The 25,391-nt window shown below is 54.9% G+C and carries 21 protein-coding genes and 1 tRNA gene; 10 read left to right on the plus strand and 12 right to left on the minus strand.

Features of this window, described 5'->3' with window-relative positions; translation table 11 throughout:
* Positions 1-571: 571 nt before the first annotated feature.
* Positions 572-1,936, plus strand: coding sequence for a KamA family radical SAM protein (locus tag ACN0V1_RS11190; protein ID WP_417545065.1), 1,365 nt, complete (start codon positions 572-574; stop codon positions 1,934-1,936).
* A gap of 72 nt (positions 1,937-2,008) precedes the next feature.
* Here the strand turns inward: ACN0V1_RS11190 and ACN0V1_RS11195 are convergent, their stop codons facing one another.
* Positions 2,009-2,872, minus strand: coding sequence for a tetratricopeptide repeat protein (locus ACN0V1_RS11195; protein ID WP_417545066.1), 864 nt, complete (start codon positions 2,870-2,872; stop codon positions 2,009-2,011).
* A gap of 165 nt (positions 2,873-3,037) precedes the next feature.
* Between ACN0V1_RS11195 and lon the strand changes: the two genes are divergently transcribed.
* A complete protein-coding gene (gene lon / locus ACN0V1_RS11200) occupies positions 3,038-5,488 on the plus strand; it encodes an endopeptidase La (RefSeq protein WP_417545067.1) in 2,451 nt (816 codons plus the stop codon).
* 19 nt (positions 5,489-5,507) lie between these two features.
* On the opposite strand, the gene ACN0V1_RS11205 is transcribed toward lon, so the two are convergent.
* Positions 5,508-6,002, minus strand: a complete 495-nt coding sequence (locus ACN0V1_RS11205; RefSeq protein WP_144777895.1) for a MarR family winged helix-turn-helix transcriptional regulator — start codon at positions 6,000-6,002, stop codon at positions 5,508-5,510.
* 333 nt (positions 6,003-6,335) lie between these two features.
* On the opposite strand from ACN0V1_RS11205, the gene ACN0V1_RS11210 reads away from it, so the two are divergent.
* The 8 genes from ACN0V1_RS11210 (at position 6,336) to ACN0V1_RS11245 (ending at position 14,811) form a co-directional block, all read left to right on the plus strand.
* Positions 6,336-7,448 (plus strand): branched-chain amino acid ABC transporter substrate-binding protein, encoded by a 1,113-nt coding sequence (locus ACN0V1_RS11210; RefSeq protein WP_417545068.1) that lies wholly within the window; start codon positions 6,336-6,338, stop codon positions 7,446-7,448.
* 161 nt (positions 7,449-7,609) lie between these two features.
* On the plus strand, positions 7,610-8,533 hold the full coding sequence (livH, locus tag ACN0V1_RS11215; RefSeq protein WP_291946420.1) for a high-affinity branched-chain amino acid ABC transporter permease LivH: 924 nt from the start codon (positions 7,610-7,612) through the stop codon (positions 8,531-8,533).
* Positions 8,533-9,804, plus strand: a complete 1,272-nt coding sequence (locus ACN0V1_RS11220; protein ID WP_417545069.1) for a high-affinity branched-chain amino acid ABC transporter permease LivM — start codon at positions 8,533-8,535, stop codon at positions 9,802-9,804. The genes livH and ACN0V1_RS11220 overlap by 1 nt, the downstream gene beginning before the upstream one ends.
* Before the next feature lie 6 nt (positions 9,805-9,810).
* Positions 9,811-10,566, plus strand: coding sequence for a high-affinity branched-chain amino acid ABC transporter ATP-binding protein LivG (gene livG / locus ACN0V1_RS11225; RefSeq protein WP_417545070.1), 756 nt, complete (start codon positions 9,811-9,813; stop codon positions 10,564-10,566).
* 8 nt (positions 10,567-10,574) lie between these two features.
* The gene (locus ACN0V1_RS11230) at positions 10,575-11,276 is read left to right on the plus strand and encodes an ABC transporter ATP-binding protein (RefSeq protein WP_417545071.1); all 702 of its coding nucleotides are present in this window, start codon (positions 10,575-10,577) and stop codon (positions 11,274-11,276) included.
* Between the two features lie 273 nt (positions 11,277-11,549).
* Positions 11,550-12,014 (plus strand): DUF3015 domain-containing protein, encoded by a 465-nt coding sequence (locus ACN0V1_RS11235; protein WP_417545072.1) that lies wholly within the window; start codon positions 11,550-11,552, stop codon positions 12,012-12,014.
* 83 nt (positions 12,015-12,097) lie between these two features.
* Positions 12,098-13,963: a DUF4105 domain-containing protein gene (locus tag ACN0V1_RS11240; protein WP_417545073.1), complete on the plus strand. Its 1,866-nt coding sequence runs from the start codon at positions 12,098-12,100 to the stop codon at positions 13,961-13,963.
* The gene (locus tag ACN0V1_RS11245) at positions 13,933-14,811 is read left to right on the plus strand and encodes an alpha/beta hydrolase (protein WP_417545074.1); all 879 of its coding nucleotides are present in this window, start codon (positions 13,933-13,935) and stop codon (positions 14,809-14,811) included. The genes ACN0V1_RS11240 and ACN0V1_RS11245 overlap by 31 nt, the downstream gene beginning before the upstream one ends.
* A gap of 198 nt (positions 14,812-15,009) precedes the next feature.
* Here the strand turns inward: ACN0V1_RS11245 and pnp are convergent, their stop codons facing one another.
* The 10 genes from pnp to tpiA form a co-directional block, all read right to left on the minus strand.
* Positions 15,010-17,124: a polyribonucleotide nucleotidyltransferase gene (pnp, locus tag ACN0V1_RS11250; RefSeq protein WP_417545107.1), complete on the minus strand. Its 2,115-nt coding sequence runs from the start codon at positions 17,122-17,124 to the stop codon at positions 15,010-15,012.
* A gap of 306 nt (positions 17,125-17,430) precedes the next feature.
* Complete coding sequence (gene rpsO / locus ACN0V1_RS11255; RefSeq protein ID WP_144777886.1) at positions 17,431-17,700, minus strand: 30S ribosomal protein S15; 270 nt, start codon at positions 17,698-17,700, stop codon at positions 17,431-17,433.
* Between the two features lie 78 nt (positions 17,701-17,778).
* On the minus strand, positions 17,779-18,708 hold the full coding sequence (gene truB, locus ACN0V1_RS11260) for a tRNA pseudouridine(55) synthase TruB (RefSeq protein WP_417545075.1): 930 nt from the start codon (positions 18,706-18,708) through the stop codon (positions 17,779-17,781).
* A complete protein-coding gene (rbfA, locus tag ACN0V1_RS11265; RefSeq protein WP_417545076.1) occupies positions 18,705-19,175 on the minus strand; it encodes a 30S ribosome-binding factor RbfA in 471 nt (156 codons plus the stop codon). The genes truB and rbfA overlap by 4 nt, the downstream gene beginning before the upstream one ends.
* Positions 19,175-21,736: a translation initiation factor IF-2 gene (infB, locus tag ACN0V1_RS11270; protein ID WP_417545077.1), complete on the minus strand. Its 2,562-nt coding sequence runs from the start codon at positions 21,734-21,736 to the stop codon at positions 19,175-19,177. The genes rbfA and infB overlap by 1 nt, the downstream gene beginning before the upstream one ends.
* 17 nt (positions 21,737-21,753) lie before the next feature.
* Positions 21,754-23,247: a transcription termination factor NusA gene (nusA, locus tag ACN0V1_RS11275; RefSeq protein ID WP_417545078.1), complete on the minus strand. Its 1,494-nt coding sequence runs from the start codon at positions 23,245-23,247 to the stop codon at positions 21,754-21,756.
* A gap of 54 nt (positions 23,248-23,301) precedes the next feature.
* Positions 23,302-23,763: a ribosome maturation factor RimP gene (gene rimP, locus ACN0V1_RS11280; protein ID WP_417545079.1), complete on the minus strand. Its 462-nt coding sequence runs from the start codon at positions 23,761-23,763 to the stop codon at positions 23,302-23,304.
* Positions 23,764-24,082: 319 nt separating this feature from the next.
* Positions 24,083-24,167, minus strand: a tRNA-Leu gene (locus ACN0V1_RS11285).
* A 7-nt stretch (positions 24,168-24,174) separates the two neighbouring features.
* Positions 24,175-24,552, minus strand: a complete 378-nt coding sequence (secG, locus tag ACN0V1_RS11290; RefSeq protein ID WP_417545080.1) for a preprotein translocase subunit SecG — start codon at positions 24,550-24,552, stop codon at positions 24,175-24,177.
* A 24-nt stretch (positions 24,553-24,576) separates the two neighbouring features.
* Entirely contained in the window at positions 24,577-25,335 is a 759-nt protein-coding gene (gene tpiA, locus ACN0V1_RS11295; RefSeq protein WP_417545081.1) for a triose-phosphate isomerase, read from the minus strand.
* Positions 25,336-25,391 lie beyond the last annotated feature (56 nt).

Here is a 25,391-nt window from a genome sequence, read left to right on the forward strand (position 1 = left end):
ATGAGCTGCGGTAATACAGCTTCTTTTCTTTAAGCAACCTGCCGGGCGATGCACCGGCCAATGGCAAAATTTATGTTCATAAAGCATAGAACAGCTTTTGCTGCCCTGCCCCACAGATTGAACCAATTATGGCCAAACATCCCCAGGACCTACCCATCAAGACTCGATTTTCGTAGTATTTTTACTACGTATTGCCCGAAGATTTCGACTGAAACGTGAAACCTTCCGAGAAATCACAAAGATAATTACGATTAGTTACGCAATAATGCCTTTTTTTCGACCTCCAAACAACCAGACTCCGACCAACGTCTTAGTACCTGCAGAACCTCTCTTTTCATTACCGCCCTAAACGATATCGAGGTAAAATCTGACAACCATTCAAGGCAATTAATGTTGATTTTCAAATAGTTAAAAACTGCACCCTTAAAACCATCGATTTACTCTCCACATTTTTAATTAGACCTGAAACCAAACAGCAATTTATGTATACTCCTCTGCCCATTTTTTGACCACCGGAGCGGCGTTTATTTGCCCTCTGCAATTTCAGACTATTAACCACCGAGGGCGAACCATGAATTCAATCGTCACTTTTCCCAACCGGATTCCTGCAGCCGAATTCGAGGAACGACGCTTCAAGGTTTATACAGACCGCCAGCTAGACAAAATCGAGATCATTCAGAACCTCCCCGCAGAGACCTTGTTTGAGATGAAGGTCGTCGCCAGCGTGCTGCCCTTCCGGGTGAACGAGTATGTGATCAACGAGTTGATCAACTGGGACAAGGTGCCTAACGACCCCATCTACCAACTGGTCTTCCCACAAAAGGGCATGCTCAACGACGAGCACTTTCAACGCATGGCCCAGATGCACCGGGACGGCGCCGAGAAGAAAGAAATTCAGGCCGTAGCCAAAGAGATTCGCGATGAATTGAACCCTCATCCGGCCGGCCAGATGGAAATGAACATGCCGGAGCTGGAAGGCGAAGTGCTCGACGGCGTGCAACACAAGTACCGCGAGACTGTGCTGTTCTTCCCGGCCCAAGGCCAAACCTGCCACTCTTATTGCACTTTCTGTTTCCGCTGGGCGCAGTTTGTGGGCGACAAAGATCTGAAGATGTCGAGCGCCGAGGCAGACAAGTTGCACGGGTATCTGCAGGAGCACACCGAAGTAACCGACCTTCTGGTCACCGGTGGCGACCCCATGGTGATGAAAACCAAAAGCCTGGCTCAGTACCTTGAACCTTTGCTGCAGCCAGAGTTCGACCACATCCAGACCATCCGCATCGGCACCAAAGCTTTAACCTTCTGGCCTTACCGTTTCGTGACCGACAAGGATGCAGATGAGCTGATCGATCTGTTTGCCCAGCTTGTGGACGCCGGCAAGCACGTTGCGATCATGGCCCATTACAACCACTGGCAGGAAATCACCACCGACATCGCCGAGGAGGCCATTCGCCGTATCCGTGCCACCGGCGCCGAAATCCGCGCACAGGGCCCGCTGATCAAACACGTCAACGACGATGCAGATGCCTGGGCCAAGCTTTGGAAGAAAGAAGTACAGCTCGGCATCATTCCCTACTACATGTTTGTGGAGCGCGACACCGGCGCCAAGAACTACTTCGAAGTCCCGCTCGCAGGAGCCTTTAACATTTATCGCGAAGCCATGAAGAAAGTCAGCGGCCTGGCACGCACAGCCCGGGGACCCAGCATGAGCGCAGGCCCGGGCAAGGTAGAAGTTCAGGGAATAGCCGAAGTGAATGGCGAAAAGGTTTTTGTACTGCGCTTTTTGCAAGGCCGCAATCCGGATTGGGTACAACGCCCATTCTTTGCAAAGTACAGCGAGACAGCTACCTGGCTGCATGAGCTGGAACCCGCTTTTGGTGAAGAAAAGTTCTTTTTTGAAGATGAGTTTGAAGAGATGAAGAGAGGCAATGGTTAAGGCTCTCGGGCTTACACCATCAAAAACAGGGCTCCGAAAGGCGCCCCGTTTTTGGTGGTGGTTGACCTACGGTCAGTGCATCAGCGTATACAGCTTTCGCCGATAGGTGCGCACATCCGGGTTGCTATTTCCAAGCTTCTCAAACAGCTCAACCAGCGTGGTTTTGGCCACCTCGTCTTTATATTTGCTGTCCACCTGCATCAGGCGAATCAGCAGTTCCATGGCTTCGGCATTTTTTTCCGCCAGCACGCTGTGAAGTGCCAACTGGTGCAAAGCGTTAGGGTCTTTCGGGTCCTGCTCCAGGGCCATTTCCAGATCCTTTACAGGTGGCAGCTCCGCCGACTGCTTCAGGAACTTTATTCTGGCCGCCAGCTGCTTTGCCTGCTGTTGCAGCTTCTCCTCCGGCGGCAGACTTTCCAGAACCTGTTCAGCGGTTTCGAGGTCACCGGATTCAGCTTTCAACTGGGCAAGGTCAATCAGCACCTTGAGGTTCTCCGGATCTTCCCTGTTCATTTCCGAAAGAATTTCCATCGCGCCTTCGATATCGCCTTCTTCCCAGATGCGATGGGCTTTCTCGTACGGAGCCTCTTCCGGCAGCTCGATGTGCTTTTCCAACACCTTGCGGATTTCACTTTCAGGCAAGGCACTGTTAAAACCGTCAACCGCCTGGCCATCCTTCACCAGAATAATGGTTGGCAGGCTGCGCACACCCAGGCTGGATGTGAGCTGCTCCTGCTCATCCGCATTAACCTTGGCCAGCCGGAACGCGCCCTTGTACTCATTAACCAGCTTTTCCAACAGGGGCATAAGCTGTTTGCAGGGTGCACACCATTCGGCCCATACATCCACAAGTACGGGCGTGGAGGCAGAGGCATCCATAACTTCCTGTTGGAAGTTTTCCATGGTGGCTTCAAATATATGGGGAGAACTGCTCATGTCGGACACCTGAAACGTTCATTATGGTTTAAGGCGTAGATGGGGCGCCTGGCGTAAGAATTCAAGAGGTTCATTCCAGGGCATTTACAGCACCCAAGCTTGAAAATGTGGCTTTCGGCTCTAGTTAGTAGTGAACCACTCCTCCTACCAGGAAGCAGACACGGCATGAATCACGACAGCGACAGAGACCCACTGGAAGAGTTCGAGGAAGACGTTACTGAATACATCGGCAAAAATGAGCGCAGTAAAGAGCTGGCTTTGTCTCAACAATCGTTGCCAAAGCGGATGTATGTGCTACCCGTATCAAATCGGCCGTTTTTCCCGGCACAGGTACAGCCGGTTGTGGTCAAGCAGAACCCCTGGCAAGAGACGCTCAAACGCGTAAGCGAAACTGACCACAAAATGCTCGGGATTTGCTTTGTGGATGACCATGAGCCCGGCCAAAGCGTGCCGGCGAGCAGCGAACTGGCAACCGTTGGTTGCGCTGTGCGCGTTCATCATGCGCAGAACTCAGACGGCAATGTACAGTTTATTGCTCAAGGCCTGCAGCGCTTCCGGATTGTACAGTGGTTACGCCGCAAGCCGCCGTATCTGGTAGAAGTTGAGTACCCGGAGGAGCCTGAGGAAGATGCGGACGAAACCAAAGCCTACACTCTGGCAATCATCAGCGCGATCAAAGAGCTTCTTCGCACCAATCCGCTGTATGGCGAGGAAGTAAAACAGTACCTTTCGCGTTTTGGCCCGGAAGACAGCTCCCCGTTGACGGATTTTGGCGCCTCCATGACCAGCGCGCCCGGCCCGGAGTTGCAAGGCGTTCTGGACACTGTGCCCTTGCTTCGGCGCATGGAAAAAGTGCTTCTGCTGATGCGCAAAGAGCTGGAAGTGGCGCGCTTGCAGTCTGAAATCAGCGAAGAAGTGAATGAAAAGGTGCAAAAACACCAGCGTGATTTCTTCCTCAAAGAACAGCTGAAAGTGATTCAGCGTGAGCTTGGCATGTCGAAAGACGATAAAACGGCCGATGCCGAACGCTTTGAAAGCCGAATGGCCGAGCTGAGCCCTCCCGAGGCAGTGCGAGCGCGATTCGACGATGAACTGCAAAAGCTGCGCATTCTGGAGCAGGGCTCGCCGGAATATGGCGTTACCCGAAATTATCTGGATTGGCTGACGCATGTGCCCTGGGGCCAGCACTCCGAAGATCAGTTTGATCTGGCTGAAGCTCGCCGTATCCTCGACCGGGACCACGATGGCTTGTTCGACGTGAAAGACCGGATTATCGAATTCCTGGCAGAGGGATCATTCAAAGGCGAAGTCAGCGGCTCAATCCTGCTGCTAGTCGGCCCACCGGGCGTCGGTAAAACCTCTATTGGCCACTCAGTGGCGGATGCGCTGGGGCGCAAATTTTTCCGTTTCAGCGTTGGCGGCATGCGCGATGAGGCTGAGATCAAAGGCCATAGGCGCACCTATATCGGCGCCATGCCCGGCAAGTTTGTGCAGGCTCTGAAAGATACCAAAGTAGCCAATCCTGTCATCATGCTAGATGAGATCGACAAGATTGGCGCGTCCTATCAGGGTGACCCGGCCTCTGCGCTTCTGGAAACCCTGGATCCGGAGCAGAACAAGGAATTCCTGGATCACTACCTGGATGTCCGTATGGACCTGTCCAAAGTGCTTTTCATTTGCACGGCCAACCAGCTCGATACTATTCCCAGGCCACTTCTGGATCGCATGGACGTTATCCGCCTGTCTGGCTATATCGGTGAGGAAAAGCTGGCCATCGCCAAGCACCATCTGCTGCCGCGTTTGCTGAAGCGGGCGGGGCTTCTGAAGAAACAGTTCAACATTACAGACGCCGCTATCCGGCAGATTATTGAAGGCTATGCCCGCGAAGCCGGTGTCCGAAATCTGGAAAAACTGCTGCACAAAGTCATGCGCAAAGGCATCGTAAAGCTCCTGGAAGCCCCGAACGAGCCGGTAAAGATTGGCATATCCGACCTGCAGGAATACCTCGGGCAGCCAACATTCCGAAAAGAAAAATCACTCAAGGGTGTCGGAGTGGTTACCGGTCTCGCCTGGACCGCCATGGGCGGCGCAACACTGAGCATGGAGGCCACACGCGTGCATACCAGCCAACGTGGCTTCAAACTGACCGGCCAGCTTGGCGACGTCATGAAAGAATCTGCTGAAATCGCTTACAGCTACGTTTGCTCAAACCTGAAACGGTTCAAAGGCGACCCCGGGTTTTTCGACAAGTCCTTCGTGCATCTCCATGTTCCGGAGGGCGCAACGCCCAAAGACGGCCCCAGTGCCGGCGTTACCATGGCAACCGCGCTGCTTTCTATTGCCCGCCGGGAAGCGCCGCAGCAGAATACGGCGATGACCGGGGAGCTGACACTCACCGGCCAGGTGCTACCCGTGGGGGGCATACGCGAGAAAGTCATCGCGGCCCGCCGGCAGAAAATCAGCAATCTGATTCTGCCCGAAGCGAACCGCGGAGATTACGAAGAACTACCGGGTTACCTCACGGAGGGCCTGACCGTCAACTTCGCACGACATTACAACGATGTGTTTCAAGTGTGCTTCGGTAACAAGCCCAGAACGGGCTCCTCGGTACACTGAACCGGAGGAAGGAAAAGGCTCAGGCTTTTTCTTTCCAGCCGTCGTCCTTCAGCACAGGGCCGACATCCAGCACCGGAGAAGCATCTATATCATCAGCATCCATCATGTTCGCCACGCGCTGAAGAGAGGCCAGAATCATGTTCTGTTCCCACTCATGAAGGCTTTGGAATTTCTTGATGAAATCCTCCTGCAGAGGGTTCGGCGCGCGGGACAGTATGTCTGCACCACCCTCGGTCAGATGCGCATGAACCTTTCGTTTGTCCTGCGTACTGCGAACACGGTAGACCAACTGCCGGTGCTCAAGTCGATCGAGGATCGTCGTAACCGTGGCCTGGCTGAGGCTGACCTTGTCTGCGATCGTACCTATAGTCACCTCACCCAGGTCCCGAATTGTCCTCATGATTAGTAGTTGCGGGCCGGTGAGTCCGGCATTTTTGCTAAGGCGCTTGGAGTGGAGGTCCGTTGCCCGGATGACACGCCTGAGTGCCACCAGAACATGCTCATGATTGTTCACTGTATTACTGCTCCGCTGAAGCTTTCCGATCTTTATTTACACCACTAATTATTAGAGGTCTTTGTTCCCCGGAATGCAAGTAGCGGATTCTCCCCATCCTTTCACGCAAACCTCAGACGGCACTTCGGTCAATATCAACCTGGAAGAGTTGCGTGTCCACCAAAGCTTCCGCACACTGGCATTCCCGGATCATACTGACAACAAAGAAGTTTGAGCCGGAGAATGTTAAATAATCAAAGAAGGCTCAGGCTAGCTTGACAAGGCTGGATGTGTGGTGTTTGTTTAGCTTTCTGAGAACATAAGAATAACCCTGAACCTAACAGGACAGACACAATGACAACTTCACTGAAAAAACTCGTAACCGCCGTTAGTGCTTCCGTTGCCCTTATGGGCGCCGGCCACGCAGCTGCGGAGATTCAAATTGGCATCGCAGGCCCAATGACCGGCCCCGTTGCACAGTACGGCGACATGCAGTTCTCCGGCGCTCGCATGGCCATTGAGCAGATCAACGCCAAGGGCGGCGTGATGGGTGAGAAGCTCGTCGCGGTAGAATACGACGACGTATGCGACCCCAAGCAAGCTGTAACCGTCGCAAACCGACTGGTTAACGACGGCGTCCGTTACGTGATCGGCCACCTCTGCTCCAGCTCGACCCAGCCCGCCTCGGACATTTATGAGGACGAAGGCATCCTGATGATCACGCCTGCCTCAACCAGCCCCGAGATCACCGAGCGCGGCTATGAGCTGATCTTCCGCACCATCGGGCTCGACAGCATGCAGGGCCCGGTTGCCGGCAACTACCTCGCCAGCCAGAACCCCAAGCGCGTTGCTGTCATTCACGACAAGCAGCAGTACGGTGAGGGTATTGCAACGGCAGTACGTGACACCCTGAAAGACAAAGGCATCGAGATTGCCATGTTTGAAGGTGTTACTGCCGGCGACAAGGACTTCTCCTCCCTGGTCACCAAACTCAAGCAAGCCGATGTCGACTACGTTTACTTTGGCGGTTACCACCCTGAGCTGGGCCTTATTCTGCGCCAGGCGCGCCAGGCAAACCTGGATGCCAAGTTCATGGGTCCTGAGGGCGTTGGTAACAAAGACATCAACACCATTGCTGGCGAAGCCTCTGAAGGGCTTCTGGTAACCCTGCCACCAAGCTTCGACGAAAAAGCTGAAAACCAGAGCCTGGTACAAGCATTCGAAGCCAAGGGTGAAGACCCCTCAGGCCCGTTCGTGCTGACCTCCTACGCTGCTGTGCAACTGGTAGCTGACGGTATCGAAGCTGCGAAATCCAAGGACCCGTTCGACGTTGCTGCAGCCTTGCGCAGCGGCAGCTTTGAAACACCAATCGGCACCGTGCAGTACGACAAAGCCGGCGACATGAAGTCATTTGAATTTGTTGTGTACGAATGGCATTCAGATGGCAGCAAAACTCCGGTAAACTAAGCCAAATCGTTAATAAACGGTAATCATGAGGACACCTTCTCACCGCGATCCGGGAGAAGGTGTTTTTCTAGGCTCCTGTTGATCCTGTCCCATTGCTGACCCGGTTATCCCGTGTCTGGTGTGTTTCAGGGGAGGGAGCAGGCCTCCGGAGTCAAACAATAATGCAAGACCTCCTGTATTTCTCCCAACAGCTCATTAACGGGCTAACGATCGGGAGCGCCTATGCCCTGATCGCCATCGGTTACACGATGGTTTACGGCATCATCGGCATGATCAACTTTGCCCATGGTGAAATCTATATGATCGGCGCCTACACCGCGCTCATCGCCATTACCGGCCTTACAGCTCTTGGCCTTGCCTGGCTTCCACTTATTCTTGTCGTTGCGCTTTTGTGCGCCATGCTTGTTTCCAGTTCCATGGGCTGGGCTGTGGAACGCGTCGCCTACCGCCCCGTGCGTGGCCGTCATCGCCTGATCCCCCTGATCTCTGCAATCGGTATGTCCATCTTCCTGCAGAACTATGTTCATCTTGCCCAGGGCTCCCGCAACGTCGGCTTCCCCGCACTTATTGAGGGTGGGTTCAATTTTAGCGCTGATGGCGCGTTCGAGATGTCGCTGTCATACATGCAGATCACTATTTTTGTGACCACATTGATTTGCATGACGGTACTCTCGCTGTTCATTTCCCGCTCCCGCACAGGCCGCGCCTGCCGGGCAGTTTCCCAGGATCTCGGCATGGCCAGCCTGCTGGGCATCGACACCAACCGCATTATCTCAGCCACCTTCATAATTGGTGCCGCACTGGCGGCGGTTGCGGGCCTACTCCTGGGCATGTACTACGGCTCGATTGACCCATTGTTCGGTTTTATTGCGGGGCTCAAGGCCTTTACCGCAGCCGTGCTCGGCGGCATTGGCAGTATTCCCGGTGCCATGCTCGGTGGTCTGATTCTTGGAGTGGCTGAAAGTATGACCTCCGGCTACCTCAGCGGTGAATACAAAGACGTCGTCTCGTTCGGCTTGCTGATCCTTATTCTGCTCTTCAAACCCACGGGTCTGCTCGGCAAACCGGAGGTTGAAAAGATCTGATGGCTGCTAACAACTTCAGACACGCGCTGTTCTGCGCGGTTGTCACGCTAATAATCTCTATCCCTATCCTTGGGCTTAACCTGGAAGCCGAAGGCATCAACATCATCCTCACGGGAGCCAAGACCTCAACCTACGTTGCCATTGTTCTGGCGGCAATTGCGGTGTTTGTTTTCCAGGCCTACCGCGATTCAATCATGGGCTTGCTGGGCAAGTTGCCCAAATTCAACCCGTTGGCAGACAAAGAACCCATGGAGCAAGCCAAGCGGGCAAAGCTGGAATCCTGGATACTGACCGGTATCGTAGTGCTTGCACTGTTCTGGCCGTTCGTTGTGTCGCGAGGCTCTGTGGATCTTGCCACTCTGGTCCTGATTTATGTCATGCTGGCTCTGGGGCTAAACGTGGTCGTAGGCCTCGCTGGCCTGCTGGATCTTGGGTATGTTGCCTTCTACGCGGTGGGGGCTTACACCTTCGCCCTGTTGTCGCAATACACAGGCATTTCATTCTGGATGGCTTTGCCCATCGGTGCGTTACTCGCAGGACTGACCGGGATGACTCTGGGCTTTCCGGTTTTACGCCTCAGGGGGGACTATCTGGCGATTGTCACCCTGGGCTTTGGCGAGATCATCCGCATCCTGCTTAATAACTGGACCACCCTGACCGGCGGCCCCAATGGCATCGGGGGCATTCCCGAGCCCACGCTGTTTGGCATGGAGTTCGGTCGCCGCGTAAAGGAAGAAGGCAACACGTCATTCCACGAAACCTTCGGTATTGCCTACAGCGGCGAGCACAAGGTCATTTTCCTGTACCTGATCGCATTGGTACTGGCTGTTATTACGGCCCTGATCATCCGCCGCTTTATGCACATGCCGGTTGGCCGGGCCTGGGAAGCCTTGCGGGAAGATGAAATCGCGGCTCGCTCGCTGGGCCTCAGCCGTACCGCCGTCAAACTCTCCGCTTTCACCATTGGCGCGTTCTTTGCGGGCTTTGCAGGCACTGTGTTCGCCTCCAAGCAAGGCTTCATCAGCCCGGAATCTTTTGTGTTCCTCGAGTCCGCCATCATCCTTGCGATTGTGGTTCTGGGCGGCATGGGATCACAGCTCGGCGTTATATTGGCGGCTATTGCGGTAACCATCCTGCCGGAACTCGCTCGGGAATTTTCCGAATACCGCATGCTGATTTTCGGCGCTGCCATGGTGTTGATGATGGTCTGGCGACCACAGGGCCTGCTACCTATGCGCCGCATCCACATCACACTGAACAAGCAGGAGTGACAGACAATGCTTGAAGTACAGAATCTGTCCATGCGCTTTGGCGGACTGTTGGCAGTAGACGGCGTTTCACTGGACGTTCAGGAACGGGAAATCGTTTCCATCATCGGCCCCAACGGCGCCGGGAAAACCACCGTATTCAACTGCATGAGTGGCTTTTACAAGCCGTCCGGCGGAAAGATACTTTTCGAAGGCAAGGAAGTACAGGGCACGCCGGATTACAAGATTTCCCGGTTGGGCATGGTCAGAACCTTTCAGCACGTTCGCCTGTTCACTAAAATGTCCGTCGCAGAGAACCTGCTCGTAGCCCAACATCGTCATCTCAATACCAACATGCTTGCCGGGCTTCTGGGCACCCCCGACTACAAGAAACGGGAACAGAAAGCGCTGGATCGCGCCGCCTACTGGCTTGAACGTGTCGGCCTTCTGAGCCTCGCTAATCGCGATGCCGGCAACCTGGCATACGGCCAGCAGCGACGGCTTGAAATAGCGCGCTGCATGGTCACAGAGCCGAAACTGCTGATGCTCGACGAGCCGGCGGCAGGCCTTAACCCGGCGGAAACCAAAGAACTCAATCAGCTCATCGTGAGCCTGAAGGAGGACTACAACGTTTCCGTGGTGCTGATTGAGCACGACATGAGCCTGGTAATGGATATTTCCGACCGGATTAACGTCATCAACCAGGGGCGCCCCCTGGCCAGTGGCACTCCGGAAGAAATCCGCCAGAACGACGACGTGATCAAAGCTTACCTGGGCGAGGCCTGAATATGAGCATGCTTGTACTAGAAGATGTCCACACCCATTACGGCAAAATTGAGGCCCTGCACGGGGTTTCAGTCGAGGTTAACCAAGGCGAGATTGTCTCGCTGATCGGTGCCAATGGCGCCGGGAAAACCACTCTGCTAATGACCGTGTGCGGAATGCCGCAAGCCAGCTCGGGACGCGTCATCCTGGAAGGCCGGGACATCACCCATGAGCCCACCGCGCAGATTATGCGCTCCGGGCTGGCAATAGTGCCCGAAGGCCGTCGCATATTTTCGGGCCTGACGGTAGAAGAAAACCTGCACATGGGCGGCTTCTTCAATACCAAATCCGAGATTCGGAAAAGCCAGGCTCACGTATACGAGCTGTTCCCTCGCCTGAAAGAACGTGAACACCAGCGCGCGGGCACCATGTCCGGGGGCGAGCAGCAGATGTTGGCCATAGGGCGGGCACTCATGAGCCGGCCCAACATGATTATTCTGGATGAACCATCACTGGGTCTTGCACCACTGGTGATCAAACAGATCTTTGAGATCATTGGCCATCTTCGGGACGAAGGAATTACGGTATTCCTGGTGGAGCAAAACGCTCATCAGGCGCTGCACCTCGCTGATCGCGGTTACGTGCTAGAAACCGGAAAAATCCGCCTGCACGATACAGGCAAGAATCTGCTCGAGAACCCGGATGTGCAGAACGCGTATCTGGGTGGCTGAGCCAGCACTCGCGATACCACTGAACCGGAGCCTGCTCCGGTTTTTTATACCCGGAATTCACACCGCTGTCCGCTGAACAGGCCAAATAATCTCTTAAAATCAAATGGTCACCGAAGTATAGACTTGCCACTTCCAAATCTGCACTATACTCAAGGCAACGGTCTTTGTGCTTTTTTCACAAGAAATCTGTCAGAGCCGTTGCCGCACAGTCAGCAATGACAGCTGGCTATGTGGATTTTGCGACGACTGTAAAAATATTCAAAGGAGTGGACAATGAAAAAACTGATCGCAGGTGCAATTCTTCTGGGTGCTTCTTCCATGGCTTTTGCTCAACCGGGCTGCGGCGTTGGCGCCATGATCTGGAAAGGACAATCCGGTGTTGCTCCCCACGTACTGGCTGCAACAACCAACGCTACATTCGGCAACCAGACATTCGGCATGACCACGGGCACCCTGGGCTGCCAGACCAACGAATCTGTTCAGTCCATGGCCATGTATATGGACAGCAACATCGACAAGGTAGCTCGTGACATGTCTCGCGGTAGTGGCGAGAACCTGGAAACCCTGGCAGTTCTTCTGGGTGTAGAAGCAACGGACCGCGATGCTTTCCGCCAGATTCTGCAGGATAACTTCGCTGCTGTTTTCCCAAGTTCCGACACCACTTCCGGTGAAGCAGTAGACGCCATTGTCGCCCTGCTGGAAAAGCATGAGTCGCTGAGCAAATACGTAGCGGCCTGATAGCTGAACTGCAGGGATGCCCGAGCGCCAAGGATGGCGCACTGCCCCGTTTCATCATCTCCTACCGGAACTCGCACATACCCATGAGCAACTCGCTTCGCATTGGGCCAGCTGTGCTTTGGCTCATCACCAGCTTACCCCTGCAGGCCCAGGCACAAACTGCCGAAAGCTCACTGCATCTCGACCCGGCATGGCTCACACTTATTCACTACCAGCCCGACAGATTTGGCAGCGGCTATACCAGCCAGGCGGATGATCCCGCATTTTTCCTGAGCGAGGGCGGCAAGAACTCTCCAAAAGCAGAGCTGGAAGCAACCCTCAAGGCTATACAGCAACCGGGCGATGGCAATGACCACGCCCGGTGCCGCTTTCCGGCCCGGGATGCCTGGCTTCGTGAACAGCTTGATCTGCCAACCCAGGCAACAGACTGCCCGGATTACAAAGAGTGGATGAATACCCTTAACACCGAAAGCATCACTCTGGTTTTTGCAGCGTCGTACCTGAACAGCCCATCATCCATGTTTGGTCATACTTTTCTCAGGCTGGACCCACCGCAGGACGACGAGCAAACGAACTTACTGCTCGCCAATACGATTTCCTACGCAGCTGACGCGGCCGCCCACGACAGCGAACTGTTGTTTGCATACCGGGGGATCTTCGGAGGTTATCCGGGCATCACCAGTGTGCAACCCTACTACGAAAAAATCCGGCTCTACTCCGATATCGAGCACCGGGATCTGTGGGAATACAAACTGAACCTGAACCAGCAGGAAGTGGACTTCATGCTGGCTCACGCCTGGGAAATCCGGGATCGCAATTTTGACTACTATTTTTTCGATGAAAACTGCGCCTATCGCCTGCTTGCACTTATCGATGTTGCCCGTCCTGGCACCAACCTTCTGGGTGAGGTAAGCACCCATGCCATACCGTCGGACACGGTTCGTTGGGTAGTCGATAAGGATCTGGTCGAGAATGTGCACTACCGCGCATCGGCAGCCACCTCTGTGTCCCATAGCCTGTCTGCACTGCCCCAACCCCATCAGACACTTGCAGCCGCGATGGCGAATGGATATGTGGAGCCAGACAGCGGCGAGGTACTTGCTCTTCCGCCCCGCGAACGTGCCCACCTGCTGGACGCCACCTACGACTACGTTCGCTACCAGAGCGAAGCTGACAGCTGGCCAAGGGAATTCGCGGCACCGCTGTCTCACAGCCTGCTGCGTGAGCGCAGCAAAATAGATGGTGCTGCAGCACTTGAAGAACCCGAAGAGCCAAAGGTTCGTGACGACCAGGGTCATGATACGTTTCGCGTGAGCCTGGGCGCAGGACAACTGGCCCATCGCGAGTTTACCCAACTGACATTCCGGCCCGCATACCACGATATTCTCGACCCACCCGCCGGCTATCGCAGCGGAGCCCAACTGCAGTTTCTCCGCCTGGATGCCCGCTACTACACTGACAACGACGAACTGCAAGTGGAGCAACTCACCGGTGTGGAAATCCGCTCCCTGAGCCCCAGAAACGCGTTTTTCTCGCCCTTATCGTGGCAAGTAGGCTTTGGTGGGCGTCGCACCGACACCGGCAACAAAAGAGTTCTGGCACCCTACCTGGAAGGTGGCGCAGGCGGAAGCTGGAGGCTGGGCCAACAAACCCAGGCCTTCGCCATTGCGACGGCAGATCTGGAAATCGACGACGACCTGCGTCGTGGCTACGATGCAGCGCCCGGCGCCGACATTGGCCTGCTGCACCAGAACAACCGCTTCAGCCTGGCAGCCGGCGCCAAAACCAAAGCCTGGATCGTCAGCAGCCAGCACCGGCAAGATCAGGTATACGCCAAAGGCAACTGGCACATCGGCCGCGAATTCAGCCTGTTCGCCGAATTCACCCGGGAAGATCACTACGATAGGTACCAGAGCACATGGCAAGCCGGACTACACGCTTACTTCTGAAAACATCCAGCATAAAGGCACCCTTGCTGGTCCTGCTCGTCTCAGCCGCAGCGTTATTACAAAGCGGTTGCAGCAGCCTGTTCTTCTTCCCGGACAGAACCACCTACATAACGCCAGACCGGCTTAACCTGTCCCACGAAAACGTCTATCTCGACACCGCCGACGGCGAAACCCTCCACGGCTGGTGGCTGCCCGCCCAAGGCCAGCCAAAAGGCACTGTTTACTTCCTCCACGGCAACGCCCAGAACATCAGCAGCCATCTGCTCAACATTGCCTGGCTGCCCGCTGAAGGCTACAACGTCTTCACCATCGACTACCGCGGCTACGGCAAGTCCACCGGCGCACCCGACATAGAAGGCGCCCTTCACGACTCCGAAACCGGCCTGCGCTGGCTGGCGAGCCAACCTGACGTCGACAACACCCCGATCTTCCTCCTCGGCCAAAGTCTGGGCGGCGCCCTTGGGCTAACTCTCGCCAGCGAGTGGGTACAACGGAACGAAACCCCAGAACTCAACGGCGTCATCCTCGACGGCACCTTCTCTGGTTTTCGCGGCATAGCCAGAGAGAAGCTCTCAAGCTTCTGGCTCACCTGGCCACTCCAGGCCCCCCTGAGCTGGACCATCCCGGACCAGTACGAAGGCATCGACCGTATAGCCAACATAAGTCCGGTACCTGTCATGATCATTCACAGCATCCGCGACGGCATCATCCCCTTCCACCACGGTCAGGCGCTTTACGAGGCCGCCGGTGAGCCAAAGCAATTCCTGCAAACGGATACGCCCCATGCCGCGACGTTTATCATTCCCGCCTATAAGAATTCGGTACTGGAGTTTTTAAGGGATAACTGATTTCGCAGGCAGCAGGTATTGGGTGGGGCTTTTCAAAACTGTGCGGAGCCATGGATGGCGGAGCCAAGCGTACAAGGACGTATTTACAGCGTGTTTTGAAAAGCCCCACCCAATACCTGCCATCTCCGAGCTAGAGACCAGTAAACAAAAAAACCCGCCAATCCAGAAGAAAGGCGGGTTTTTAGTAGCTGCTAGCTATCAGTCAGAAAAGTCAGTCGGCTGCTCGCCTTCTTTCACTTCCTTCATGGACAGCTTCACACGACCACGGTTGTCCACATCCAGAACCTTGACCAGAACTTCCTGACCTTCGCTAAGCTCGTCAGTCACGTTCTCAATCCGGCGATCAGAGATCTGGGAAATGTGCACCAGACCATCCTTGCCAGGCAGGATGTTAACAAAGGCACCAAAGTCCACAATGCGCTCAACGCGGCCCTTGTAGATAGCGCCAACCTCAATCTCAGCAGTGATTTCCTTAACCCGGTTAACCGCCGCCTGGGCCGCTTCCATGTTATCTGCGTAGATCTTCACGTTGCCGTCGTCATCCAGATCAATGGAAGCACCGGTCTCGTCACAGATAGAACGGATCATGGAACCGCCCTTACCGATAACGTCACGGATCTTCTCCGGGTTGATCTTGATAGTGGTGATGCTCGGAGCGCGCGGAGAAAGCTCTGTACGCGACTCGGAGATAACCTTGTTCATCTCAACCAGAATGTGCTGACGCGCTGCATAGGCCTGCTCAAGAGCAAGTTCCATGATCTCGTCAGTAATACCCTGGATCTTGATGTCCATCTGCAGAGCAGTAATGCCGTCTTTGGTACCGGCAACCTTGAAGTCCATATCACCCAGGTGATCCTCATCACCCAGAATGTCGGTCAGGATGGCAAACTTGTCGCCTTCCTTGACCAGCCCCATGGCAATACCCGCTACTGCCGCCTTGAGCGGAACACCGGCATCCATCAGCGCCAGACTTGAACCACAAACAGACGCCATGGAGCTGGAGCCGTTGGATTCAGTAATCTCGGAGACCGCACGAATGGCATACGGGAACTCTTCCAATGTCGGCATAACCGCCATCACACCGCGCTTGGCCAGACGACCGTGACCAACTTCACGACGACCAGGAGTACCAACACGGCCAGCTTCGCCTACGGAGTACGGAGGGAAGTTGTAATGGAACAGGAACGGATCCTTGCGCTCACCTTCCAGTGCGTCGATTGTCTGCACATCGCGGGAAGTGCCCAGAGTCGTGGTAACGATTGCCTGGGTTTCACCACGGGTAAACAGTGCCGAACCGTGAACGCTTGGCAGAATGCCCACTTCGATTTCGATCGGACGAACCGTCTTGTTATCCCGGCCATCGATACGCGGCTTGCCATCAATTACCTGCTGGCGAACAACGGTCTTCTCGACTTTTCCGAAGTTCTTTTTGACTTCGTCTGCGGAAGGCTGGCCTTCCTCTTCGCCTGCAAGCTTCTCAACCGCTGCAGCTTTGATTTCGCCAAGACGCGCGTAGCGGGCCATCTTGTCGTGAATGCCATAGGCTTCTTCGATAGCGCCCGCAAACTCAGACCTGATCGCACCCAGTAGCTCGGTGTTTTCAGCAGCTGGCTGCCAATCCCAACGGGGCTTGCCATTTTCAGCAGCGAACTCTTTGATAGCGGCAACAGCCGTCTGCATTTCCTGGTGCGCGAACAGAACGCCACCCAGCATCTGATCTTCGCTCAGGCCTTTAGCTTCGGATTCAACCATCAGAACCGCGTCTTCAGTACCCGCAACCACCATGTCCAGCAGGGAGGTTTTCAGGTCTTCAAAGCTCGGGTTCAGGAAGTAACCCCTTTCGTTGGTGTAACCAACACGGCTAGCACCGATGGGGCCGGCGAAAGGAATACCGGAGATTGCCAAGGCTGCCGAAGCGGCCAACATGGCGGCGATATCCGGATCCTGCTGTTTGCTGGACGACATAACCGTACAGATAACCTGTGTCTCGTTCATGTAGCCGTTCGGGAACAGCGGACGAATCGGACGGTCGATCAAACGGGATGTCAGGGTCTCTTTCTCGGAAGGACGACCTTCACGCTTGAAGAAACCACCGGGGATTTTGCCCACGGCATAGGTTTTTTCGAAGTAGTTAACGGTCAGCGGGAAGAACGGCTGACCCGGCTTGGCTTCTTTGGCACCAACGACAGTACCCAGAACCGAAATATCACCCATGGTGACAAGAACGGAACCTGTAGCCTGACGGGCAATACGGCCCGTTTCCAGAGTGACGGTTTCGCCGCCCAGTTCAAATGTTTTCTTACGCGGTTGCAGATCCACAACGAACTCCTGCGTTATCTGTTCAGAATGATTGAAATGTGACTCTGAAAGCACTCTGCCTGAAAGCTAACAGGCTGTTGCAAAACCCCGGCCAGGCAACTGGTACGCTTTATTTGCGCACCGCCCGGGCTTTCAACAACCTGCTATCAATTTCAGCTTTCCAATGCGACAGGAAACCCCAGATTCACTAAAATACTCAATGCGGTGATGTAAAGCACAGCCGGCAGGCCCGTGAGGAGCCCGCCGGCTGGTGGCCGCACCGGAACAAACCGGGGCGGCCTTCAGGTCGTAAGACCGGATTTAGCGACGCAGTCCCAGGCGCTTGATCAGCTCCAGGTAACGGTCAGCATTCTTCCGACGGAGGTAGTCCAGCAGCTTACGACGCTGGTTTACCATCCGGATCAGACCACGGCGGGAATGGTGATCCTGCTTGTTGATCTTGAAGTGGTCCTGCAGCTTGTTGATGTTGGCGCTCAGCAGTGCAACCTGCACTTCCGGGGAACCTGTATCGCCATCAGCTTGCTGATAATCATTAACGATCTGTGCTTTCTCATTGGCAGAAAGTGCCATAACTCACCTCATGGTTGCGATGCTGTCAAATCCGGCCGAACCGCGCATCTCTACAGCCCGGCTAAAACAGCGGTCTAACTATCGTTTGCCGCTGCTACTTACCAGACGACGGGGTACCAGTTCGGTTTCCTCGCCATCCGGCAATGCTTCTGCCAGCCCTACAAAGCCTTCGTTGCCATAAATGCGCACGAAGCCGTCGTAAGCCCGGCCCGGTATTCTAACCGGTTGTCCATTCAATATCGACACCAAAGGCTGCCCTGACAGGCGGTGCTCCGGGAACATGGAAAGCGCCGCATCAGGAGCAACAAGCAGACCATCGAGGCTTTCACCACGCTCACGCATCGCCTCAAGATCAGGCACCGCATGGACATCAGCAAGAGTGAACCCGGCCGCCAGCGTGCGCCTCAGTGCAATCACGTGCGCTCCGCAACCCAGAACCTCGCCGATATCTTCAACGAGTGAGCGAATATACGTACCTTTGGTGCATTTCACCGCGATATCCATTTCGTTCTCGCGCACATCCAACAGGCGGAGCTCATAAATGGTTACCGGGCGCGCAGGACGCTCCACTTCGATGCCCTCACGGGCGTATTCGTAAAGCGGACGTCCATTGTGCTTGAGCGCGGAATACATGGAGGGAACTTGCTGGATATCGCCCCGAAACTGTTCGAGCACCGGCTCAAGCATTTCCGGTGACAAGTCTTTTGATACCGGCTTTGTTGCGACTACAGCGCCTTCGCTATCACCCGTTTCGGTGCGCTCGCCAAGCCGTGCGGTGGCGATATAGGCCTTGTCGCTGTCCAGCATCATCTGCGAAAACTTTGTCGCCTCACCAAAGCAAAGGGGCAGAACCCCTGTTGCCAGAGGGTCCAGAGCACCAGTGTGGCCAGCCTTGGCGGCACCATACAGGCGTTTCACCTCTTGCAGAATACCGTTTGAGGTAATACCCAGCGGCTTGTCAATTACCAGAATACCACTGACATCACGGCCCTTACGTCTGCGACTCAAGGGTTTGACTCCGGATTGCTCTGATTGTCGCTCTGGTTTTCACTCTGGTTTTCGCTCTGATTTTCACCCCGGCTGTCATCGTTCCGTTCAACGGGTGTTTTATCACCAACCGCTTCCCGGATCAGACTGTCCATTCGGCGGCTGTATCCCTGAAGCGCGTCAAAGTGAAATCGAAGTTGCGGTATCACCCGCAATTTCATGGCTCTTCCGACTTGGCCGCGAAGGAACCCCGCCGCCCTGTTCAGCACCGAAATCGAATCCTTGACCTCGGGAGACTCAGCGGTGAGCTCTTCGGTGGTCAACAGGGAGACATAGATATCGGCGTAGCCAAGGTCACGACTGACCTTGACTGCGTTGACCGTTACCATGCCTAACCGCGGATCCTTGACCTCACGCTGAATCAGCTGGGCAAGCTCACGCTGCATCTGATCGCCAATGCGATCAATACGACTGAACTCTCTAGGCATCAGGCCCCCGTAGATTCGAGTTTACGCTCGACTCTGATACGGTCGAAGACTTCGATCTGGTCACCGACCTTCACGTCGTAGCCTTTTACACCGATACCACATTCCATGCCATTGCGGACTTCAGGTACGTCATCCTTGAAGCGGCGCAGGGATTCCAGCTCGCCTTCAAAGATAACCACGTTGTCGCGCAGTACACGGATCGGCTTGTTCCGGTATACGTTGCCCTCCGTCACCATACAGCCAGCAACCTGGCCGAACTTCGGTGAACGGAACACGTCGCGAACGTCGGCAATGCCTATGATGTCCTCGCGGAATTCCGGTGCCAGCATGCCCGTCAACGCGGCTTTCACATCGTCCAGCAGGTTGTAGATGATGCTGTAGTAACGCAGATCCAGGCCTTCCTGCTCCACAAGGCGCTTGGAGGCCGTATCTGCACGCACATTGAAGCCGAAAATAACGGCGTTGGTGGCCATTGCAAGGCTTACGTCCGTTTCGGCAATACCGCCGACGCCAGACGATACGATTTTCACTTGAACTTCGTCGTTACCCAGGTCCTGCAGCGACTTGGTGATCGCCTCCAGAGAGCCACGAACATCCGTTTTGAGAACAACATTGAGGGTTTTAACATCATCTTTGCCCATGTTCTCGAACAGGTTCTCAAGCTTGGCCGCTTGCGCTCGCTGTAAACGCTGCTCACGCTCACGAATATGACGGAATTCTGCCAGCTCTTTGGCCTTGCGCTCATCCGCTACGGCAAAGAACTCGTCACCGGCGTTTGGCGTGCCGTTCAGGCCCAGAATCTCGACCGGAATCGACGGGCCGGCTTCTTTCACCTGTTTGCCAGCTTCATCCGTCATTGCACGAACCTTACCGAAGTAGGATCCCGCAACAACCATATCGCCCTGGCGCAGTGTACCGTTCTGAACCAATACGGTGGCAACAGAACCACGGCCACGCTCAAGGCTGGACTCAACCACAACGCCTTGTGCTGGCGCATCGGGAGAGGCCTGAAGCTCAAGGATTTCGGCCTGCAGCAATACGGCTTCCAGCAAGTTGTCGACGCCATCACCTGAGTGAGCGGAGATCGGCACAAACTGGACATCGCCACCCCAGTCTTCAGGGATAACGTCAATCGCTGCCAACTCGTTCTTCACGCGATCGGGATCTGCCTGCTCCTTGTCCATCTTGGTGATGGCGACAACGATAGGCACACCAGCCGAGCGTGCATGTTGAACCGCTTCTTTGGTTTGCGGCATAACGCCGTCGTCTGACGCTACTACCAGGATAACGATATCCGTGCACTGGGCACCACGGGCACGCATCGCGGTGAAAGCCGCGTGGCCCGGCGTATCGAGAAACGAGATCATGCCGTGATCCGTTTCAACATGGTAAGCGCCAATGTGCTGGGTAATGCCACCGGATTCACCGGAGGCAACCTTGGTGCGTCGAATGTAGTCCAGCAGTGATGTCTTACCGTGGTCAACATGGCCCATCACACTCACAACAGGAGCGCGCTTGGCCTTTTCCTTGCCTTCGACACTGAACTCGCTCAGCACACCCTCTTCAAAGGCATCGTCACTGATAGGCTTGGCCTTGTGGCCCAGCTCTTCAACAACCAGAGTCGACGTCGCCTGATCCAACGGCTGATTAATGGTTGCCATCACGCCCATGCCCATCAATGTTTTGATGACATCACCGGATTTGACGGCCATCCGCTGGGCAAGATCGCCAACGGTAATGATTTCGGGAACTTCTACTTCTCTGACCATTGGTTTGGTCGGCCTCTCGAAGCCATGACGCTTCTCTTTGGGTTTCTTTTTCGCACGCAATGGCTTGCGCAATGTGGTGTCATCATCGTCTTCAGAAATCACCACGGGTGCGTCCGCAGGGCGGTTACGTGGACCACGATGACCAGCCTGCTTCTTCTTGGGCTTGCCTTCTTCGGTTTCGTCGCCACGTTCACGAACTTTTTCTTTCTTTTTCTTCGGCTTCCGATCCTTGCCTTCGCCATCTGCTGGTGGCGGAATCGGCATATCTTCCGGAGCGGGAACCGGCTCGGGTTCGGCTGCTTTTTTCGGCTCAGCCTTCTCGGCCGTTGCCTTGTCTTCAGCAACCGGTGTTTCTTCTTTCGGAGCTTCGACCGGAGCGTCCGCTCCTGCCTGAGGCACCTGATCAGCCGCTACATTAACAACAGATTCTGCCTGCGGCTGTTCGATCTTTTGCTCTTCCTGCGGCACTTCCGGCGTCTCTGCTTCCGGCTCAGGCGTAAGCTCTGCGCGCTTTATGTAAGTGCGCCGCTTGCGCACTTCCACATTGACGGTCTTGGCCTTGCCGGCCTTGAGCGTAGTTGTAGTCTTGCGCTTCAGAGTAATCTTGTTCGGCTCAGCGCCTGCTTCACCGTGGGTCTTTCTCAGATAGGCCAGCAACTGCTGCTTCTCATCGCTGGACACAGCGTCGCTTTCCGAGCGGGCCTTGAGGCCGGCTTCCACGATCTGCTTCAGCAAACGATCCACGGGAGCGCCTACATCATCGGCCAGTTGTTTTACCGTTACTTCAGCCATACTGGTCTCCTCCCGAATTAAGCCTGGTCTTCAAACCAGGGGGCGCGTGCGGTCATAATCAGCTGTCCTGCACGCTCTTCATCCATACCTTCGATATCGAGCAAGTCGTCAACTGACTGCTCCGCCAGATCTTCCATGGTACGTACACCCATGCCGGCAAGCTTGAACGCCAGGCCTCGGTCCATTCCGTCCATACTCAGAAGATCTTCCGCCGGTTCTGCGCCGTCGAGGGCTTCTTCGCTGGCCAGGGCCTGATTCAACAGGACATCCTTGGCACGGCGGCGTAGTTCAGTGACGGTTTCTTCGTCAAAACCTTCAATCGCCAACATCTCTTCCATGGGCACGTAGGCGACTTCCTCAATAGAAGTAAAGCCTTCGTCGATCAGCACACCTGCAAACTCTTCGTCAATGTCGAGATGGGCAGTAAAGTGCTCAACCAGAGTGTTGTATTCCTGCTCCTGGCGCTCTCCGGCCTCTTCTTCGGTCATCACGTTCAGAGTCCAGCCCGTAAGCTCGGTAGCCAGGCGCACGTTCTGCCCATTGCGACCGATAGCCTGCGCCAGATTATCTGCTGCAACGGCTACTTCCATGGTGTGGCGATCTTCATCCATCACAATAGAGGCGACTTCTGCCGGCGACATGGCGTTAATAACCAGCTGTGCGGGGTTGTCGTCCCAGAGTACGATGTCGACGCGCTCGCCGCCCAGCTCGTTGGAAACAGCCTGAACGCGAGAACCACGCATGCCTACACAAGCACCAACGGGATCAATACGGCGGTCGTTGGTTTTCACCGCAATCTTTGCGCGTGAGCCGGGATCCCGGGCTGCGCCGCGGATTTCAATCAGCTCTTCTGCAATCTCAGGCACTTCAATGCGAAACAACTCAATCAGCATCTGTGGTGCAGATCGGCTCAGAATCAACTGAGGGCCGCGATGATCCGTGCGAATTTCGAGCAACAATGAGCGTACCCGGTCACCCATGCGGAATGTTTCGCGCGGGATCAGGTGCTCTCTGGGCAGCAAAGCTTCAGCGTTAGCGCCAAGATCGACGATGACGTTATCGCGGGTAACCTTCTTCACGGTACCCGAAACCAGCTCACCAACACGATCACGATAACTGTCTACAATTTTGCTGCGCTCAGCCTCACGAACTTTCTGGAAAATGATCTGCTTCGCAGCCTGGGCACCGATACGACCGAAAGCAACAGACTCTGCTTTCTCTTCATAAGTGTCACCCGGCTTCAGCGCAGGATCAATTTCTTCAGCTTCCTGAAGCGTCAGCTCCGTACCCAGCGCAGGAACAGCATCGTTATCAACGACCAGCCAACGGCGGAAGGTATCGTACTCACCCGTACGACGATCGATTGACACGCGCACATCCGACTCTTCGTCTTCGTAACGTTTTTTGGCAGCGGTGGCGAGTGCAAGCTCGATTGCCTCGAAAATCACATCCTTCTCGACGCCTTTTTCGTTCGAGACGGCCTCAACCACCAGCAAGATCTCTTTACTCATTGGATTGCCCTGCTCTGAAAATAAACTGTGCATCTACTGAGTTTTTCAAATAGCTCACTCGAATACCGGAATAATCTGGGCTTTTTCGATGCTGTCAAAAGGCAACAGATACTCGTGATCATCAACGACCACGACAATATCATCGCCCTCCACACCTTTAATAAGCCCTTGAAAATTGCGCCGGCCTTCAAACGCCATGCGCAAGCGAATTTGTACCTGGTGCCCCACAAATGCCTGATACTGCTCAGGCCGGAACAAGGGGCGATCCATCCCCGGGGACGAAACCTCCAGCGTGTACTCGGTCTGGATGGGATCTTCCACATCCATCACGCCACTGATCTGACGACTGACTTTCTCGCAGTCGTCGATGCCAATGCCTTTTTCGGCATCGTCTATAAAGACCCGAAGCATGGATTGATAGCCCTTGGAGCGATACTCGATGCCCCAGAACTCATAACCCAAGCCCTCCACCACAGGCCGAAGGATGTCTTCCAGTTGTTTAAGCTTGCCTGACAAGTTAGGCGGTCTCCGTTTTAAAATTTACCGGCCCCAAAAACAAAAAAAGGGCTGTTAATCAGCCCTTTTTACGCACCAGGGCCCGTTGCGCCAGGCCCCTTAATCAAAAAGCCCCGATAACTGGGGCCTTTTGTTGCAAGAACTCGCAGAAAGCAAACCGGTAAACCGCTTCCTGCTGACAGACACCTGGCCTGCCAGAAACCCGACAACAAAAGATGTCTGGCTCCAATCTCCGCCGGAGTATAGAGACGCCGAACGAAGTGGTCAAGGACTGCTCAAAAAAACGGCCTGGAAGACCCAAGCCGTTTTTCTTCTTAATTGGTGCCCAAGGCCGGACTCGAACCGGCACGGCTTTCGCCACTACCCCCTCAAGATAGCGTGTCTACCAGTTCCACCACTTGGGCAACACTCTTACTCGAGCTCGGGGAGATCAGTCTCCCCGCTCCCGGCTTCGCTCTTCGCAGCATCACCATTACCTGCAGCGCCCTCGGAAGGAGCCTGGCGGGATTCCTCTACAACCGGAATGCCTGCCTCACCTGCCACTTCTGCACGCTGTTTGGCGAATACTGCCAGCGAAAAACTCGTCACGAAAAATACGATTGCGAGCAAGGTAGTCATGCGGGTCAGAAAACTGCCGCTACCCTGACTACCGAATACAGTTTGGGAAGCACCACCACCGAAGGCCGCACCTGCATCCGCACCCTTGCCCTGCTGGATCAGCACCAGACCCACCAGCGCCACCGCGATCACCACGTGCACAACGACTACCAGTGTTTCCATCCAATCCATATCGAATCTCGCGAACCTTTAACTTTAGGCACCCGCCGGTAGAGACCGGCAAATACTCATAAATTCTTTTGCGACCAATGATGCGCCGCCAATTAAACCGCCATCTACATCCGGCTCTGAAAAAAGAGCCGCTGCATTATCTGCTTTTACACTGCCGCCGTAAAGCAGTGAAATCTCTTCGGCGGGGGCACCCATGCCTTTCAGCACATCCCGTATAGCTGCATGCATAGCCTGAGCGTCATCAGAGGTTGCCGTTTTACCGGTACCAATTGCCCAAACCGGCTCATAGGCAACTACGATATTGTGCCATTCACCCAACGCCACTGACGACAAACCCGTGCGCACCTGGCCAGCAACGACTGCCTCAGCCTGCCCGGCTTCCCGCTCTTCCAGCGTTTCGCCAACACAAACGATGGCGGTTAAACCACTGGACACAACAAGCGCCACTTTTTCAGCGACCTGCTCGTCGGTTTCACCAAAGAGCTGACGGCGCTCGGAGTGACCAACAAGTGCGTAGCGACAACCTGCATCTTTGGCCATTTCCGCGGAAACTTCCCCGGTATAAGCGCCCGACTGCCACTGCCCCACATTCTGAACACCAACTGATACAACGTTCCGGGCCTGCTCCAACACATCCTTGATATAAATTACGGGAGGAATAATAACAACCTCCACGTCGTTATCAAGAGATCCGGCTTCAGACCGGACATAGCCCACCAGTTTTTCCGAGAGGTCTTTCGACCCGTTCATCTTCCAGTTTCCGGCTACAATCTTGCGACGCATAACAGTTCCCGAATGTGAGGGAGGGCGCACTATACAGCAGTCCCCAAGAACAGACA

It is taken from the genome of Marinobacter sp., assembly GCF_048266785.1.
GTDB lineage: Bacteria > Pseudomonadota > Gammaproteobacteria > Pseudomonadales > Oleiphilaceae > Marinobacter.

Excerpts from the sequence above, each read along its gene's own strand:
- ACN0V1_RS11190 (WP_417545065.1), top strand. The coding sequence starts at position 572 with ATGAATTCAATCGTCACTTTTCCCAACCGGATTCCTGCAGCCGAATTC.
- ACN0V1_RS11195 (WP_417545066.1), bottom strand. The coding sequence starts at position 2,872 with ATGAGCAGTTCTCCCCATATATTTGAAGCCACCATGGAAAACTTCCAA.
- lon (WP_417545067.1), top strand. The coding sequence starts at position 3,038 with ATGAATCACGACAGCGACAGAGACCCACTGGAAGAGTTCGAGGAAGAC.
- ACN0V1_RS11210 (WP_417545068.1), top strand. The coding sequence starts at position 6,336 with ATGACAACTTCACTGAAAAAACTCGTAACCGCCGTTAGTGCTTCCGTT.
- livH (WP_291946420.1), top strand. The coding sequence starts at position 7,610 with ATGCAAGACCTCCTGTATTTCTCCCAACAGCTCATTAACGGGCTAACG.
- ACN0V1_RS11220 (WP_417545069.1), top strand. The coding sequence starts at position 8,533 with ATGGCTGCTAACAACTTCAGACACGCGCTGTTCTGCGCGGTTGTCACG.
- livG (WP_417545070.1), top strand. The coding sequence starts at position 9,811 with ATGCTTGAAGTACAGAATCTGTCCATGCGCTTTGGCGGACTGTTGGCA.
- ACN0V1_RS11230 (WP_417545071.1), top strand. The coding sequence starts at position 10,575 with ATGCTTGTACTAGAAGATGTCCACACCCATTACGGCAAAATTGAGGCC.
- ACN0V1_RS11235 (WP_417545072.1), top strand. The coding sequence starts at position 11,550 with ATGAAAAAACTGATCGCAGGTGCAATTCTTCTGGGTGCTTCTTCCATG.
- ACN0V1_RS11240 (WP_417545073.1), top strand. The coding sequence starts at position 12,098 with ATGAGCAACTCGCTTCGCATTGGGCCAGCTGTGCTTTGGCTCATCACC.
- ACN0V1_RS11245 (WP_417545074.1), top strand. The coding sequence starts at position 13,933 with ATGGCAAGCCGGACTACACGCTTACTTCTGAAAACATCCAGCATAAAG.
- rpsO (WP_144777886.1), bottom strand. The coding sequence starts at position 17,700 with ATGGCACTTTCTGCCAATGAGAAAGCACAGATCGTTAATGATTATCAG.
- rbfA (WP_417545076.1), bottom strand. The coding sequence starts at position 19,175 with ATGCCTAGAGAGTTCAGTCGTATTGATCGCATTGGCGATCAGATGCAG.
- infB (WP_417545077.1), bottom strand. The coding sequence starts at position 21,736 with ATGGCTGAAGTAACGGTAAAACAACTGGCCGATGATGTAGGCGCTCCC.
- nusA (WP_417545078.1), bottom strand. The coding sequence starts at position 23,247 with ATGAGTAAAGAGATCTTGCTGGTGGTTGAGGCCGTCTCGAACGAAAAA.
- secG (WP_417545080.1), bottom strand. The coding sequence starts at position 24,552 with ATGGATTGGATGGAAACACTGGTAGTCGTTGTGCACGTGGTGATCGCG.
- tpiA (WP_417545081.1), bottom strand. The coding sequence starts at position 25,335 with ATGCGTCGCAAGATTGTAGCCGGAAACTGGAAGATGAACGGGTCGAAA.